The 14,379-nt window shown below is 72.5% G+C and carries 15 protein-coding genes; 5 read left to right on the top strand and 10 right to left on the bottom strand.

The window, feature by feature from the left end; genetic code table 11:
* The first annotated feature begins 40 nt into the window (after positions 1-40).
* The 4 genes from BIV01_RS06165 (at position 41) to BIV01_RS06175 (ending at position 3,017) form a co-directional block, all read left to right on the top strand.
* A complete protein-coding gene (locus BIV01_RS06165) occupies positions 41-727 on the top strand; it encodes an SDR family NAD(P)-dependent oxidoreductase (RefSeq protein ID WP_071302247.1) in 687 nt (228 codons plus the stop codon).
* 124 nt (positions 728-851) lie between these two features.
* Entirely contained in the window at positions 852-1,013 is a 162-nt protein-coding gene (locus BIV01_RS19685) for a hypothetical protein (RefSeq protein WP_175473649.1), read from the top strand.
* A 34-nt stretch (positions 1,014-1,047) separates the two neighbouring features.
* Complete coding sequence (locus BIV01_RS06170; RefSeq protein ID WP_139199239.1) at positions 1,048-2,349, top strand: sensor histidine kinase; 1,302 nt, start codon at positions 1,048-1,050, stop codon at positions 2,347-2,349.
* Entirely contained in the window at positions 2,346-3,017 is a 672-nt protein-coding gene (locus BIV01_RS06175) for a response regulator (RefSeq protein WP_071302248.1), read from the top strand. Before BIV01_RS06170 ends, BIV01_RS06175 begins: the two co-directional genes overlap by 4 nt.
* A 16-nt stretch (positions 3,018-3,033) precedes the next feature.
* Here the strand turns inward: BIV01_RS06175 and BIV01_RS06180 are convergent, their stop codons facing one another.
* Complete coding sequence (locus tag BIV01_RS06180; protein WP_071302249.1) at positions 3,034-3,765, bottom strand: TetR/AcrR family transcriptional regulator; 732 nt, start codon at positions 3,763-3,765, stop codon at positions 3,034-3,036.
* A gap of 79 nt (positions 3,766-3,844) precedes the next feature.
* Between BIV01_RS06180 and BIV01_RS06185 the strand changes: the two genes are divergently transcribed.
* Complete coding sequence (locus BIV01_RS06185; protein WP_071302250.1) at positions 3,845-4,687, top strand: NmrA family NAD(P)-binding protein; 843 nt, start codon at positions 3,845-3,847, stop codon at positions 4,685-4,687.
* Here BIV01_RS06185 and BIV01_RS06190 read toward each other — a convergent pair.
* The 9 genes from BIV01_RS06190 to BIV01_RS06230 form a co-directional block, all read right to left on the bottom strand.
* Positions 4,680-5,450 (bottom strand): triose-phosphate isomerase family protein, encoded by a 771-nt coding sequence (locus BIV01_RS06190; RefSeq protein WP_071302251.1) that lies wholly within the window; start codon positions 5,448-5,450, stop codon positions 4,680-4,682. The two genes, BIV01_RS06185 and BIV01_RS06190, sit on opposite strands and share 8 nt — an antisense overlap.
* Positions 5,447-7,153 carry a dihydroxyacetone kinase family protein gene (locus BIV01_RS06195; RefSeq protein WP_071302252.1) on the bottom strand — a complete coding sequence of 569 codons (1,707 nt, stop codon included), beginning with the start codon at positions 7,151-7,153 and terminating at the stop codon, positions 5,447-5,449. The genes BIV01_RS06190 and BIV01_RS06195 overlap by 4 nt, the downstream gene beginning before the upstream one ends.
* Complete coding sequence (locus BIV01_RS06200; protein ID WP_071294269.1) at positions 7,150-8,532, bottom strand: MFS transporter; 1,383 nt, start codon at positions 8,530-8,532, stop codon at positions 7,150-7,152. The genes BIV01_RS06195 and BIV01_RS06200 overlap by 4 nt, the downstream gene beginning before the upstream one ends.
* Positions 8,533-8,610: 78 nt before the next feature.
* On the bottom strand, positions 8,611-9,378 hold the full coding sequence (locus BIV01_RS06205; protein ID WP_071302253.1) for an SDR family NAD(P)-dependent oxidoreductase: 768 nt from the start codon (positions 9,376-9,378) through the stop codon (positions 8,611-8,613).
* Positions 9,379-9,389: 11 nt separating this feature from the next.
* Positions 9,390-10,343, bottom strand: coding sequence for a 3-hydroxyacyl-CoA dehydrogenase family protein (locus tag BIV01_RS06210; RefSeq protein ID WP_071294267.1), 954 nt, complete (start codon positions 10,341-10,343; stop codon positions 9,390-9,392).
* Positions 10,340-11,338 carry a sugar phosphate isomerase/epimerase family protein gene (locus tag BIV01_RS06215; RefSeq protein WP_071294266.1) on the bottom strand — a complete coding sequence of 333 codons (999 nt, stop codon included), beginning with the start codon at positions 11,336-11,338 and terminating at the stop codon, positions 10,340-10,342. Before BIV01_RS06215 ends, BIV01_RS06210 begins: the two co-directional genes overlap by 4 nt.
* A gap of 192 nt (positions 11,339-11,530) precedes the next feature.
* Positions 11,531-12,247 carry a GntR family transcriptional regulator gene (locus tag BIV01_RS06220; RefSeq protein WP_070417415.1) on the bottom strand — a complete coding sequence of 239 codons (717 nt, stop codon included), beginning with the start codon at positions 12,245-12,247 and terminating at the stop codon, positions 11,531-11,533.
* Between the two features lie 50 nt (positions 12,248-12,297).
* Entirely contained in the window at positions 12,298-13,296 is a 999-nt protein-coding gene (locus tag BIV01_RS18905) for a matrixin family metalloprotease (RefSeq protein ID WP_083413801.1), read from the bottom strand.
* Positions 13,297-13,422: 126 nt separating this feature from the next.
* Complete coding sequence (locus BIV01_RS06230; RefSeq protein ID WP_083413803.1) at positions 13,423-14,337, bottom strand: GNAT family N-acetyltransferase; 915 nt, start codon at positions 14,335-14,337, stop codon at positions 13,423-13,425.
* Between the last annotated feature and the right edge of the window lie 42 nt (positions 14,338-14,379).

The raw sequence follows: 14,379 nt of genomic DNA on the forward strand, positions 1-14,379 counted from the left end.
GTGCGCCGAGCCCGAGGCGTTCCGGGCGTAGCGTGACGGCGTGGACCTCGAACTGCAGAACCGTGTCGCGCTCGTCGTCGGAGGGAAGGGGTACATCGGCGCCGCCGTCGCCGATCGACTCCGGGCCGAGGGGGCAACCGTCGTCGTGGCCTCCCGCAGCGCCGGCGACTCCCCCGACAGCGTCGCGATCGACACTGCCGACCAGGCCTCCGTCGACGCCGGAGTCGCGCGGGTGCTCGAGCAGCACGGCCGCATCGACGCGCTCGTCGTGACCGCGGCCCCGAGTGCCGGCACCCTCGACCCGGCGAAGAAGTCCGACCCCGAGCAGGTCCTCACCGCGATCGACGGCAAGGCACTCGGATTCCTCCGCGTCGCCAACGCGGTGCTGCCGGCCCAGCGTGAGGCCGGGTTCGGACGCGTCGTCGTGATCAGCGGACAGAACGCCTACCTGTCGGGCAACATCACCGCGTCGCTCCGCAACACCGCGGTGAGCGTCATCGCGAAGAACCTCGCCGACGAGGCCGCCGGCTCCGGCGTGACGGTGAACGTCGTCAACCCGGGGCTGGTGACGGACACCCCCAGCACCGAGGTCCGCCCCGGTGGCCCCGGCGACTCCAGCCCGCAGCAGATCGCCGACCTCGTCGCGTTCCTCGCGTCGCCGCTGTCGGTGGTGTCCGGTGAGTCGATCTCGATCGCCCACCGCGTGCTGGGCCAGATCACCATCTGACCGACGGGCGGGTCCGACAGATCGGTGCGACCTGCGGGCCTGGAGGCGCGGTGCGGGCCCGACCCGCGCCTCCAGGCCGCCACCCGGTCGCGTCGCGACGGACCAGACGCCTTCATCCGTGCGGATGAACGCGTTCACCCGTGCGCCCGATGCCCGGCGCGCCCCGCTCGGCGAGGCTCGGAGCATGGAGTCCTCGACGAAGCACACGATCGCCACCCTGCTGGTCTGCGCCGCGATCGTCACGGTCACGGCCACCGCCCTCATCGCGATGTCGCCGGTCCCGTGACCGGCGGACGACGCCCCCGTGCGATGATCGTGCCGTGACGGAACGGCGCACGTTCATCCGGCCGCTCGCCACCCGCTCGATCATCATCGACGTGGCCTGGGCGGTCTTCGCGGCGTTCGTCTTCCTGCTCCCGATCGACCTCGAGCTCGAACACGCGAGCTTCTTCGCGGTCCTCGCCGCGGCCGGGGCGATCGCGCTCCGACGGGTCTCACCGTCCGCGGCGATGCTCATGATCGTCGTCCTCGGCATCGTCCAGGTCGGCGGCGGCGAGCGGCCGTCGCTCGTCGACATCGCCATCTTCGTGGTCATCGGCACGGCGGCGGTCGTCGGCACGCGCGGTGAGGTCATCGTGTCCGGCCTGCTGGCGTTCGTTGCCGGCATCAGCGCGACGCTCTACCTCGCACTCACCGGCTTCCGGTTCCTCGTCCTCATCAACGGCCCGCGCGACCAGGCGTTCCTGGCGATGGCCGCGCCGGTGACGGCGCTCCTCGGGGTCTGGGCGGGCGGGGTCGCCGTCCGGGCCTTCCGTTCGCGGGACCGCGAGTCCGAACGCCGGGCGGACGCCGAGGCCGCGGCGTCCCGAGCCGAGGCCGTCGCCACCGAGGCCGAGGCCACCGCCACCCGGGCCATCGACGTCGCCGAGTCCGAGCGGATCCGTGCGGACATCGCCCGCGACGTGCACGACGTGGTCGGCCACTCCCTCGCCGTGATCATCGCGCAGGCCGACTCGGTGCCGTTCCTCGCCGACGAGGCCCGCATCCGCGAGGTGAGCGCCACGATCGCGAGCACGGCCCGGAGCTCCCTCGTCGAGGTCCGGCAGGTGCTCGGGCACATCGACGGCTCCGGCGCCTCGACCGACCCGGGGTCGCTCGAGGAGATCGTGCAGGGCATCCGCGAGGCCGGGGTCGACGTCGACCAGGCCGTCCGCGGGGTCCCGGTCGTGCTCGGGCCGGAGAGCGGGACCGCCGCCCGCCGGGTGCTGCAGGAGATGCTCACGAACGCGCTCCGACACGGTGCCCCCGGGATGCCGGTGACGGTGCGGGAGACGTGGCGGTCGGCCGACCTGGTGCTCGAGGTCGAGAACCTCGTCCCGACCGCCGGCACCGTCGGGACGGCCGCGCCCGGCGCCGGCACCGTCGGGACCGGCCCGGTCGCCGTCGGGACCGGCCCGGTCGCCGTCCCGCCGGTGAGCACCCGCGGGTCCGGCCGTGGCCTCGCCGGCATGCAGTCCCGGCTCACCGCACTCGGCGGGTCCTTCGACGCCGCCGTCCTCGACGACGTGTTCGCCGCACGTGCCCGCATCCCGTTCGACGTCCTTGGGGGGACCAACCGATGACCGATCCGATCCGCATCCTGCTCACCGACGACCAGGCACTGTTCCGAGCGGGCCTCCGCGTCGTGCTCGACGCCCAGGACGACATGGTCGTCGTCGGCGAGGCGTCCGACGGTGCCGAGGCCCTGGCGCGCATCCCCGAGCTGCGACCGGACGTGATGCTCCTCGACATGCGGATGTCGGGCATGGACGGGGTCGAGACCGTCCGGCAGCTGTTCTCCGGCGCGGTCGAGGGGCCGCTCCCCCGCGTGGTCGTGCTGACGACGTTCGGCCTCGACCCCGCTGCCGCCACCGCGATCCGCCTCGGCGCGAGCGGGTTCCTGCTGAAGGACACCACGCCGCCGTTCCTGTTCGCGGCCGTCCGGGCGGTGCACGAGGGGAGCTCGGTGATCGCGCCGAACGACCTCTCCCAGCTGTTCGGCGCCGACGTCGAGCACGCGCCGGCGCCGCAGCCCGAGGCGTTCCAGTCGCTGACGGACCGGGAGCGCATCGTGTTCGGCTGGGCCTCGCGCGGGTTGTCGAACGCGGAGATCGCGGCGAAGGAGTTCGTCACGGAGTCCACGGTGAAGACGCAGATCTCGAGCATCCTCGGGAAGCTCGCGCTGCGGGACCGGGTGCAGCTCGTGGTGTACGCGCACGACCACGGTCTGGCGGGCGCTCGCGACGCTTGACGCGCCGGGCGTCAAACTAGCGCTGGCCGGCCACCCGGTCGAGCCACTCGGCGAGCACTGCGCGCTCGGCGACCGACAGCACGTCGAGGTCCGACGCGACCGCCCGCAGCGTGATCGCGGCAGTCGTCACAGCGTCCGCAGTCGGCGAACCCGACGGCTCCGGCGGGCCCGCCACGAGGATCCTCCCCGACACCGCCGCGAACGCCTCGTCCGCCAGGCTCGGATCGCGTTCGTCCGCCGGTGTCGACAGGATCGCCAGCACCGCCCCCGTCCCGGCCGCGTGCACGAGGTCCACCGCCAGGCGTTCCGGGACGGCGAGCCGTCCGGCTTCGGCGACGCGCCGGATGCGCTCGGCGAGCAGTGCGGTCCCGGCGCGTGCCGCCGCCGAGCGACGTCCTCGCTCGGGGTCGCTGAGCAGCACGAAGAGGTCGGGGTTCGCGAGACCGAAGCCGATCGTCATCGACCACCCGTGCCGGAGGTCATCGACGGGATCGGTGCGCTCGTCCCGTGCAGCCCGGACCGCCTCGGCCTTGACCGCGGCGAAGGTGGACATCGCGTGTTCCGCGACGGCCTCGAGCAGGCCGTCCTTGTCGCCGAACAGTCGGTAGATCGTCGGTGCCTGCACCCCGGCACCCTCGGCGACGGCGCGCGTGGTCACCGCCGCGGCCCCCCGCTCACGGAGCATCGCACCGGCGACCTCGACGATCCGTGCCCGCGTCTCGTCTCGCTGCGTTGCCTGCTCGATCACGGAACAACGATAACAAGACAGCGATAGCAGTGTGTTACCTTCGATCACACCAATCGGTTACCAACGATACGGAGCAACCATGATCGTCATCACCGGCGCCACCGGCGCACTCAACGGCGCCACCGCGGACCACCTCCTCGAGCACCTCGACCCGTCGGGGCTCGCCGTCGTGACCCGCGACCCGAGCCGGGCGCAGCGTTTCACCGATCGCGGGGTCGAGGTCCGCCGGGGCGACTACGCCGAGCCCGACTCGCTCCCCGCGGCCTTCTCGGGTGCGGACCAGCTGCTGCTCGTCTCCTCGAACGACCCGGGCGCGGACGCCGTCGCGCTGCACCGCGCGGCCATCGACGCCGCCGTGCACGCCGGGGTGGGACGGATCCTGTACACGAGCCACCAGGGCGCAGCCCACGGCTCGCCGTTCGCACCGGCCGACGGCCACGCCGCGACCGAGGACCTGCTCCGCGCCTCCGGGGTGCCGTGGACGAGCCTGCGCAACGGCTTCTACGCGCACAGTACGGCCTGGTTGATGGGACCGTGGCAGTCGACGGGCACGGTCTCGGTCCCCGTCGACGGTCCGGTGTCGTGGACCGCTCGCGAGGACGCCGCCGAAGCAGCCGCCCGCATCCTGCTCGCCGACGAGCCGTACGACGGCCCCGTCACGCTCACCGCACCGACGGCACCGACGTTCGGCGAGCTCGCGGAGTTCGCGTCCGAGCGCTCCGGCCGCACGATCGGGTTCGAGGTACTGGGCGAGGACGAGTGGCTGGCCCGGTCGACCGCCGCCGGCCAGGACCCGCACATGGCCGGCTTCCTGCTCGGCATGTACCAGGCAGCGGGACAGGGCCGCTTCGCCGGGACCGATCCACTGCTCGGCCAGCTGCTCGGGCGTGCACCGCGACCCGTCCAAGACCAGATCAGCTGACGTCGAGCGCCGCCACCTCGTCGAGGATCGCGGCGATCGCCGCCGGGTCGTGCGCGAACCGCCCCAGGAAGAGGCCGCCGATCCGCCCCTGCCCGCGGGTGAGCAGCCCCGGTCCGGCACTGCCGCCGTAGATCACGACCGACCCGGCGAGTTCCGGCCGCGTGGCCAGGTGTTCCTCGATCCCCGCGAGTACCCCCACGACGTGCGCGTCGGGTGCCGGTGCCGGGGCACCGATGGCCCACACCGGCTCGTACGCCACGACGAGCGGCCCCGCCAGTCCGTCCGCGACCGCCGTCGAGACGGCCCGGTCGAGCTGCGCGGTCACCTCGGCGACGGTCTCCGCTCGGGAGGCACGGGTCGGCTCCCCGACGCACACCAGCGGCCGCAGGTGGTTGCGGTAGGCGGCGTGCACCTTCCCCGCGACCTCGTCGTCCGTCTCGTGGAACAGGGAGCGCCGTTCGGCGTGGCCGACCTCGACGAGGTCGACGCCGATCTCGCGCAGCTCCGCACCCGTGACCTCGCCGGTGTACGCCCCTGCGTCGGCCCACGACAGGTCCTGGGCGCCGAGCAGCACGGGAGCACCGGCGTCGGTCAGGATGCGGCGGACCGGGACGAGCGCCGGGAACGTCGGCACCACGAAAAGCGACGCGGCACCGGAGGTCACCGCGGGGTGCCGCCGGGCGACGTCCGCGACCTCGGCCGCCCACGACAGCGTCCGGGCGTGCGAGAAGTACGTCTTGAGCGACACCCCGATGGTGATCACGGCGCGACGGCCTCCACGATCAGCGCGAAGGACACCGCTCCCGGGTCGACCGTCCCGACGGCGTGCTCGGCGTGGGTCCGTGCCCGGCCCTTCCTCGGCAGCAGCTCGGCGGTGCCCTGCGCAGCGTCCTGCGCGGCGGACACCGCCGCACGCCAGGCATCGGGGAGCGCCGCACCGTCGTCGACCCGCGAACGGAGGGCCTCGCGGAACGGGACGAGCGCGTCCACCATCGTCTTGTCCCCGGGCACCGCGCCGAAGGCGAGGACCGCCTCGGTCGCCGCACCGACGGCCTCGACGACGTCCGCACCCGTCGGACGCGAGTCGTCCCCGAGGACGCGACCCAGTGCCTCCAGGGCCGCACCCCAGATCGCTCCTGATGTGCCACCGGCCTTGTCGGACCAGGCGTCGCCGGCGATCCGCAGCACGCTGCCCGCGCCGGCTCCACGATCGACGGCGTCCGACGCGGCCTCGGCGGCGGCGTGCGATCCCCGCTGCATGCCGATGCCGTGGTCCCCGTCGCCGGCCACCGCGTCGATGCGGCCGAGTTCGTCGGCCTGCTCGTCGATGACCGAGCGGACCGCGGCGAAGCCGGCGGCGACCTGGACGGCGACGGCCCGGGAGTCCTCGCTGGCCGGGCCGACCTCGTCGGGTGCCGCGTCGTCCGCCACCACGGACGGTGCGACACGCTCCGCGGGGACGGCACCGCCCTTGCGGTACGCGGGGGTGTCGGCCGGGGCGGCCCAGAGCTCCTCGAGCTCCGCGTCGACCCAGAACAGCGTCAGCGAGACGCCGGCCATGTCGAAGCTCGTGACGAGCTCCCCGACCTCGGGCTCGACGATGACGACGCCCGCGTCGACGAGCCGGCGCTGCACCGAGCGGTAGACGACGAAGAGCTCCTCGTACTTCACGCTCCCGAGCCCGTTGAGGATCGGGACGACGCGGGAGCCGGCGGCGGTGACCCCCGCCGGCAGTTCGTCGAGCAACCGGTCGACGAGCAGCGTGGCGAGTCCGTCGGCGGTCGGGACGTCGGTCTCGTCGATGCCGCGTTCGCCGTGGATGCCCATGCCGATCGCCATGCGACCCTCGGGGACGGTGAACAGGGGTTCCTCGGCGCCGGGGAGCGAGCAGCCGGAGAACGCGACGCCGAACGATCGGGTGCGGTCGTTCGCCCGCTCCGCGATCGCCGTGACGGTGTCGAGGTCGTCGCCCCGCTCGGCGGCGGCTCCGGCGACCTTGAACACGCAGAGGTCCCCCGCGATCCCGCGCCGTTCGTGCGCGCGGTCGGCGGGCGCGCTCACCACGTCGTCCGTGACCCGCACCGTGCGGACGCTGATCCCGGAGGCCTCGAGCGTGCGTGCGGCCGCGTCGAAGTTGAGGACGTCGCCGGCGTAGTTGCCGTAGCTCAGCAGCACCCCGCCGCCGTGCTCGGATGCATTCGCGACCGACGTGACCTGCTGGGCGCTCGGGCTGGCGAACAGGTTCCCCATCGCCGCACCGGCCGCGAGCCCGTGCCCGACGAGCCCGCCGAACGCCGGGTAGTGCCCGGATCCGCCGCCGATCACGAGCGCGACCGTGCCGTCCGGCAACGTGGTCGACCGGGCGACCCCGCCGTGGACCTTCCGGACCCACCGCTCGTTCGCGGAGACGAACCCGTCGGTGGACTCGTCGGCGAAGTCCGCCGGGTCGTTGAAGAGCCGGGTCATCGCTCGTCCCCCTGGGTGCGCACGTGCGTGGTGTCGAGCAGCTCGTCCGCCTTCGCACCACGGAAGTACTTCGTGCAGAAGATCATCACCGCGGCCACGAACGCCAGGACCCCGAGCGACACGATGCCGAACGCTCCGCTGTCCGTGGGCACCACGTCGTTGATCGCGGTGCGCATGATCGGTGCGACGAACCCGCCGAGGTTGCCGAGCGAGTTGATGAGCCCGATGCCCGCGGCTGCTGCGGCGCCGGTCAGGAAGGCCGTCGGGTACGCCCACGTGATCGGTCCCACCGCGAGGAAGCTCGCGACCGCCAGCGTGATGAACAGGATGCCGAGGATCGGCTGCCCGTTCGCGCCGGCCCAGGCGGACCCGAGGATCGACAGGCCGGTGGTGATGTAGAACCAGGTGCCCCAGCGTCGACGACGCCCGACGGTGTCCGCCCGCGAGCCGACGAGGTAGCAGGCGACGAGCCCGACGAGCCACGGGATCGCCGCGACCAGCCCGACCTGCCAGCCGACGTCCTGGCCGAGCAGCGACGAGACCTGCTGCGGCAGGTAGAACGTCGTGCCGTACACGGCGACCTGCAGGCAGAAGTAGATGATCGTGAAGTACCAGACGCGACCGCTGGCCAACGCCTTCCAGATGCCCGTCGGGCCGTCCTCGCTGCGGGCGGTGTCCTCGCGGGCCATCGCCGCCGTGAGCGAGTCCTTCTCCCCCGGCTCGAGCCACTTCGCCTGCTGCGGACTGTTCGTCAGGAACACCAGGGCCGCGATGCCGGCCAGGACCGCGAGCAGTCCCTCACCCGCGAACATCACCTGCCAGCCGTGGAACGGGGTGGCCTGGTCGCCGAAGCTGATCAGTCCGCCCGACAGCGGTGCGCCGATCATCTGCGAGAACGGCTGCGCCAGGTAGAAGATCGCGAACATCCGCACGCGGACCTTGTTCGGGAACCACTCGGACAGGTACATGATCACGCCGGGGAAGAGCCCGGCCTCGGTCACGCCGAGGATGAACCGCAGGATGATGAACATCGTGTCGTTCGTCGTGAACGAGAACAGCGCGGCGACGATGCCCCACGTGATCGCGATGCGGGCGAGCCAGAAGCGTGCACCCAGGCGCTTGAGCAGCAGGTTGGACGGGATCTCGAAGATCGCGTAGCCGATGAAGAAGATGCCGGCACCGAGCGCGAAGGCGGCGTCGGAGATGCCGCGGTCGACGCTCAGGGCCTCCTCGGCGAACCCGACGTTGGTGCGGTCGAGGAACGCGACGAAGTACAGGATGACGAGCATCGGCATGAGGTGCTTCGTCGCCTTGCCGATCGCCGACTTCAGCGCCGGGTCGTGCGTGGACCCGAGCGCGGGGGCAGGGGGAAGTGACACGGGTTCGCTCCTTTGCGAGCACGGTGCGGTGGGTTGGGAGGGGACGGTGCGGTGGGTTGGGAGGGGACGGTGGACCCGTCAGTGCATGTACAGGCCGCCGTCGACGTTCAGCGTCTGGCCCGTGACGAACCCGGCGTCCTCGCTGATGAGGTAGGCGATCGCGGCGGCGATGTCCCTCGGGGTGCCGATCCGCGGCAGCACGCCGTCCGCGGCCATCGCGGTCTTGCGCTCCTCGGTCAGGGTGCCGCCCATGATGTCGGTGTCGATCGGCCCGGGGGCGATCGCGTTGACGGTGACGCCCTGCGGGCCGAGCTCGCGGGCGAGGCCGCGGGTCAGACCGATCACCCCGGCCTTCGCGACCGTGTACGGGGTCTTGCTGAAGGTGCCGCCGCCGCGCTGGGCGGAGACCGACGACAGGTTCACGATGCGGCCGTAGCCGTTCCGCACCATCGACTCCGCCGCCCGCAGGCTCGCGAAGTGCACGCCGTCGAGGTTGATCGACAGCACGCGGTGCCACTCCCCCTCCGGGAGGTCGAGGTAGGCGTGCGCCGAGGACACCCCGGCGAGGTTGACCAGGGCGACGATCGGGTCGAGCTCGGCCTCGATCGTGTCGAAGGCGGCCCGGACGGCGGTCTCGTCGGCGACGTTCGCGCCCACGCCGACGGCCCGGACGCCGTGCTGCTCGCGGATCTCGGTGGCGACCGCCGCGCTGGCGTCCTGGTCGAGGTCGATGATGCCGATGTCCCACCCGGCCTCGGCGAGGTGGTGGGCGGTGGCGCGGCCGATCCCTCGGGGCGATGCGGCCCCGGTCAGGACGGCGGTGCGGTGCTGCTGTTCGTTGTCCATGGTGTTCCGCCTCAGTGGATCGGGGCCGGGCCGAGCTCGTCGAGGAGCTTCTGCATCGCGACGTAGGCCTTGTTGCGGTAGGCGACGAGTTCCGGCGTGCGGTCGGCGGGCACCTCGAGGTACCCGGCACCTGACTTCGTGCCGAGCTCGCCCGCGTCGACGTGCTGCTGCAGGGACGGCGGGGTCGCGAAGCGCTCGGGCCAGCGGGTCTGCAGCGACTCGAAGCAGAACGCGTACACGTCGAGTCCGGCCATGTCGGCGATCGCGAACGGGCCGAAGAACGGCAGGCGGAAGCCGAACGTGGTCCGCACGATGGTGTCGATGTCGTCGGGGGTCGCGATGCCCTCGTCGGCGATCTTCGTGGCTTCCTCGAACAGTGCGTACTGCAGGCGGTTCAGCACGAACCCGGTCGAGTCCTTCACCCGCGCGGACTGCTTGCCCGTGGCCGCGACGACGGCCTCGCCGACCGTGATCGCGTGCTCGTTCGTCGTCGGGTGCGGGATGAGCTCGACGCCGGGGATGAACGGCGCCGGGTTCGAGAAGTGCACGCCGAGGAACCGCTCCGGACCCACGACGGCCTCGGCCAGCGACTCGATGAGGATCGTCGACGTGTTCGAGCCGATGACGGCGTCCGGGCGGGCGGCCTCGCTGATGCGCCGGAGCGTCGCGTGCTTGATCTCGAGCTTCTCGGGGACGGCCTCCTCGATGAAGTCGGCCGAGGCGACCGCTTCCTCGATCGAGGCGGCGGCGCTGAGGTGGGCCTCCACCCGCGACACGGCATCAGCGGGGAACAGCCCGTCCGCGACGAACTGCTCCGTCTCGGTGATGAGCCGGGCGCGGTTGGACGCGGCGATCTCCGCCGAGACGTCGGCGATCCGGACGGTGTGACCGGCGAGGGCGAGGACCTGGGCGATCCCGCCGCCCATGTAGCCGGATCCGACGACGGCGATGTCGAGGGTGCTCATCGGGTGACTCCTTGCTTCGTCGCCCCGACCACCGAGGTGGCGAGGACGGAACGGATGTACTGCTGGTTGGTGGCGCAGACGCCGAGGCTGTCCCCGCCGTACTGCTCGGTCATGACGATCCCGCGGAAGCCGTCGGCGACCGCGTCGCGCAGGACCTGGCGGTAGTTGATGAGTCCGGCCTCCATGGTGCTCGGCGCACTCGTCGCCCAGCTGCCGTCGCCGGCCTCGTCCCGCGTGTAGTTCTTCACGTGGAGGTAGTTCGTGTACGGCAGGGTCTTCGCGAACAGCTCCTTCCAGTCCTCGACCGGACGGTGGAGGCGGATGAGGTTCGCGACGTCGGCGTTCAGCCCGACGTTGTCGAGGCCGATCTCCTCGACGAGTCGGACGGCGCTGTCCGCGGTCCCGAGGTACGTGTCCTCGTACAGCTCCAGCGCCATCGGGAGTCCGACGCTCGCGGCGTGCTCGCCGAGCTCACGCAGACGGGACACGGCAGCGGCACGGACCTCCGCGTCGTCCGGGTCCTTCGGGCCCTGCGCGGTCCAGAACCAGAGCGCCTTCCGCTGGGCCTCGTTGAACGGCTGGTGGAGCCCCGTCGAGAACACCTGCATGCCCCACTCGGCCGCCGCGTCGATCGTGCGGTGGGCGTAGGCGAGGTTGTCCTCCTCGTGCCCGGGCTGGACGACGCTCTTGCGCTGCAGGTGCACCGACGGGATGCCGACGCCGTGCGCCTTCGCGATCGCGAACAGCTCGTCGCGGCGGGACCGTTCGAGGTCGGCGGGCCGGATGTGGCTGTCGGCGAGTTCGGCGAGCGAGAACCCGACGGCCTCGATCTGGGCGAACACGTCGTCCCACACGGCCGGGTCCGCGTCGTGGAAGGCGACGCCGTCGCGCGTCACCTGCGGGAACCCGTGCAGACACGTCGCGATCGGCCAGGTGTCGGCCGTCCAGCTGCTGGAGTCCCAGTCTTGGTCGACCCAGTCCTGCGGTGTGCTCACGGGATGCTCCTTCGCATGTCGGGGTTCGTCGTCGAACCTCTTTCCTATAGGAAAGATACTCCGTCGTCGGAGATTCGCAACTGATCGGACCAAACCCCTCGTCCGGGGGGCTCCGAAGGAGGGCGGGCACGGAGGATCAGGACGCCCGTCCCGTTGACCCGAACCTCGGGACGGGCGTCCGCCCGGGCCGGATCAGGCGGTGTGCGACGCGTCCGCTCGCGACCGCAGCCGCACGGCGTCGATGTGGTGCCGCATCGCCGCGACCGCCGATGCCGGGTCCTCGGCGAGTGCGTCGAGGACGGCGCGGTGCTCCTGCACGGCTCGGTCGGTGTCGTCGCCACCACCCTCGACGATCTGCCGCATCCGGTGGACGCGGGTCGTGATGATCTCGGACATCTCTTCGAGGAACGGGTTGCGCGTCGCGTCGAAGACGACCTGGTGGAACTGCCAGTCGGCCCGGAAGAACCGCGCCATCAGCTCCTCGGACGCCGCACCCGCACCGATCGCGGCGATCTCCTCGGCCACGGCCGCCTGCTCGGCGAGCGCCGTCGCCAACCGTGACCGCAGGGCGGGGACGTCGCCGCGCGCAGCCAGTTCGACGGCCCCCGACTCCACGATGAGCCGGGCGTCGAAGAGTGCCTCGAGCTGGTCGCCGGCGAGCGGCGGGGACACCCGGTACCCCTTGTTGGCCTCACGCGTGACGAGCCCGGTGCGTTCGAGCTGCACGAGCGCCTCGCGCACCGGGGTCGGCGAGACCCCGAGGGAGCGGGCCAGTCCGTCGATCGACAGGCGCATCCCCGGTTCGACGTCGTGCCCCATCAGGACCTCGAGCACCCGGTCGTAGACGCGGTCGCGCAGCCCGAGCTGGGTGATGCGCTCGGTCCCGAAGCCCGGCATCGTGGTCGACATGCATCGATCCTAGAGAATCCAGGATCGCGGGCGCCTCGCCCCGCTCCGGATCAGTAGAGCGCGTCGATGCCGATCAGGTCGCCGAGGCCGAGGGTCCGCTGGCCGGTCTCGCACGTCGTCGACGCGGGCTTCATCACGAGGCCGCTCGTCGCCGCGGTGTGCCCGAGGCCGTACGCGTGCCCCCATTCGTGCGTGGCGACCCCGCGCAGGTCGAAGCGCTTCCCCGAGCAGGTCGACGCGGCGGACCAGTCGACCGACGTCGAGTACCGCTGGTCGGCCTCGACCGCGACGCCCGAGCGCGACCAGACGCAGGTCACCGCGAGGGTCCCGGCGCGCAGCGATCCCCACCCGACCATGTTCGAGCCGTCGGACGCGCCGCAGCCACCGGTGGCGGTGACGCCCATCGCGCGCTTCCGGCTGCCGAGGGGCGTGTCGTCCGCCGTCGACTTCACCGTCCGGCCGCACGCCGACGTGGTCCCGGTCCAGGCGTCGGCACCGGCGCCGATGGCTGCTGCGCCGGACACCTTCTGGTTGTTCGGGTTGTAACTCCACTCGACGGTGTTGGCCCAGCGGAAGCCGAGCTTCGTGTACGCCGTCGCGGAGCAGCTGGACGTCCCGCCCGTGGCCGCCGTCGACGACGCTCCGCCCGTGGCCCGGAGTCCGGAACCGCCCGGGAGCGTCCGGTGCGCGAGGGCGGCACGCTCCTGGCGGATGGCTGCCGGCGCCCCGGACCACTGGTCGTGCACGAGGACCGCGACGCCCGAGCGGCCGGTGTTCGTCACCGACACGTCCCCGTCGTCGGCACTGCCCGCTGCGCCGACCGGCATCGCGGAGACCGTCGTCCCGACCGGCGGCACCCGGAACTGCCGACCATCCGGCAGCACGACCGTGCCGGACGACACGGCACACCCCGACGACAGCGCAGTGACGGTGATCCGGTCCCCGCGGCAGGACGGTGCGGCATCGGCGTGCGGGACGCCGACCGACGTGGTGACGACCGCGGCGAGCGCGATCCCGAGCACGACCGCCCCTGCGGTCACGGTGGACATCCGCACGTTGTCGACCCTCCTGGTCCCCTGTACCGGCAGCCCCCTGCCGGGCGCAGTCAGTGTGCGGACCCCCGGACGGCGCGGTCAACCCCCCGAACTGGCCGTGCACACGCGCCGAGACTGTGCTCAGGGCACCCGCACGAACCGCGGCGCACCCCGCTCCCGCAACCGGAACCCGAGGTGCTGGTACAGCCCGATCGCCCCGGTGTTGCCGGCGGCGGCGTGCATGAGCGGCGTCTCGCCCCGCGCCCGGATGCCGTGCGCGACGTCGAGCACGAGGCGCCGTCCGAGCCCCTGCCCGCGGAAGTCGGCGTCCGTGCACACCGCGCTGATCTCGGTCCACCCCGGCGGGTGCAGGCGCTCCCCGGCCATCGCGATGAGGCGGCCCTCGCGCCGGACGCCGACGTACCGGCCGAGCTCGATCGTGCGGGGCAGGAACGGCCCGGGCTTCGTGCGGGCGATGAGCTCGAGGATCTCGGGGACGTCGTCCGGGGTGAGCTCGACGGCCTCGGGGTCCGGAGCGCCCTCGATGTCCTCGCCGGTGAGCTGCACACCCCCGGAACCCTCGACGGCGTGCCAGCCCTCGGGGAGGACGGCGGACGCACCGACGCCGAAGACCGCACCGGGTCCGAGCAGCGCGCGCACGTCGTCCCAGTCCGCGGCCGTCGGTCGCTCCGGGATCCCGGTCCAGACCGACACGTCGGGCAGGTACCGCGCGATGTCGCCGCGACGCTCGGCGAACCGGGCGTGCTCGCCGTTCAGGGACGCGAGCGCGGGGTTGTCGAGCAGCCGGGTCGGGGTGCCGTCGTCGGCGATCGTGAGGTCGAGCGTCCGCACCGCCGCGCCGCGGGGGTCGCCGCCGCGGAAGCCGAGGTCCTCGAGGCGGCGCCGGTCCCCGTCCTCCCAGCCGGCCGTGTCCGCGACGACGGCGGCGGCGTAGGTGTTGCGGGCGTGGTCGACGACGGCCTCGACGTCCGTCGCGGTGGTCAGGTCGACCGCTCCGGGTCGGGTCAGGTCGGTCGTCGGGGCATCGGTCGTCATGGGTCCATCCTGCGACGCCGCGGACACCGACCGCACATCGTT

This window comes from Curtobacterium sp. MCBA15_013 (genome assembly GCF_001865095.1).
Classification (GTDB): domain Bacteria; phylum Actinomycetota; class Actinomycetes; order Actinomycetales; family Microbacteriaceae; genus Curtobacterium.

Bases quoted from the DNA above. Each gene is read 5' to 3' on its own strand.
- BIV01_RS06185 (WP_071302250.1), top strand. From the start codon at position 3,845: ATGATCGTCATCACCGGCGCCACCGGCGCACTCAACGGCGCCACCGCG.
- BIV01_RS06205 (WP_071302253.1), bottom strand. From the start codon at position 9,378: ATGGACAACGAACAGCAGCACCGCACCGCCGTCCTGACCGGGGCCGCA.
- BIV01_RS06220 (WP_070417415.1), bottom strand. From the start codon at position 12,247: ATGTCGACCACGATGCCGGGCTTCGGGACCGAGCGCATCACCCAGCTC.
- BIV01_RS06210 (WP_071294267.1), bottom strand. From the start codon at position 10,343: ATGAGCACCCTCGACATCGCCGTCGTCGGATCCGGCTACATGGGCGGC.
- BIV01_RS06175 (WP_071302248.1), top strand. From the start codon at position 2,346: ATGACCGATCCGATCCGCATCCTGCTCACCGACGACCAGGCACTGTTC.
- BIV01_RS06195 (WP_071302252.1), bottom strand. From the start codon at position 7,153: ATGACCCGGCTCTTCAACGACCCGGCGGACTTCGCCGACGAGTCCACC.
- BIV01_RS18905 (WP_083413801.1), bottom strand. From the start codon at position 13,296: ATGTCCACCGTGACCGCAGGGGCGGTCGTGCTCGGGATCGCGCTCGCC.
- BIV01_RS06230 (WP_083413803.1), bottom strand. From the start codon at position 14,337: ATGACGACCGATGCCCCGACGACCGACCTGACCCGACCCGGAGCGGTC.
- BIV01_RS19685 (WP_175473649.1), top strand. From the start codon at position 852: ATGAACGCGTTCACCCGTGCGCCCGATGCCCGGCGCGCCCCGCTCGGC.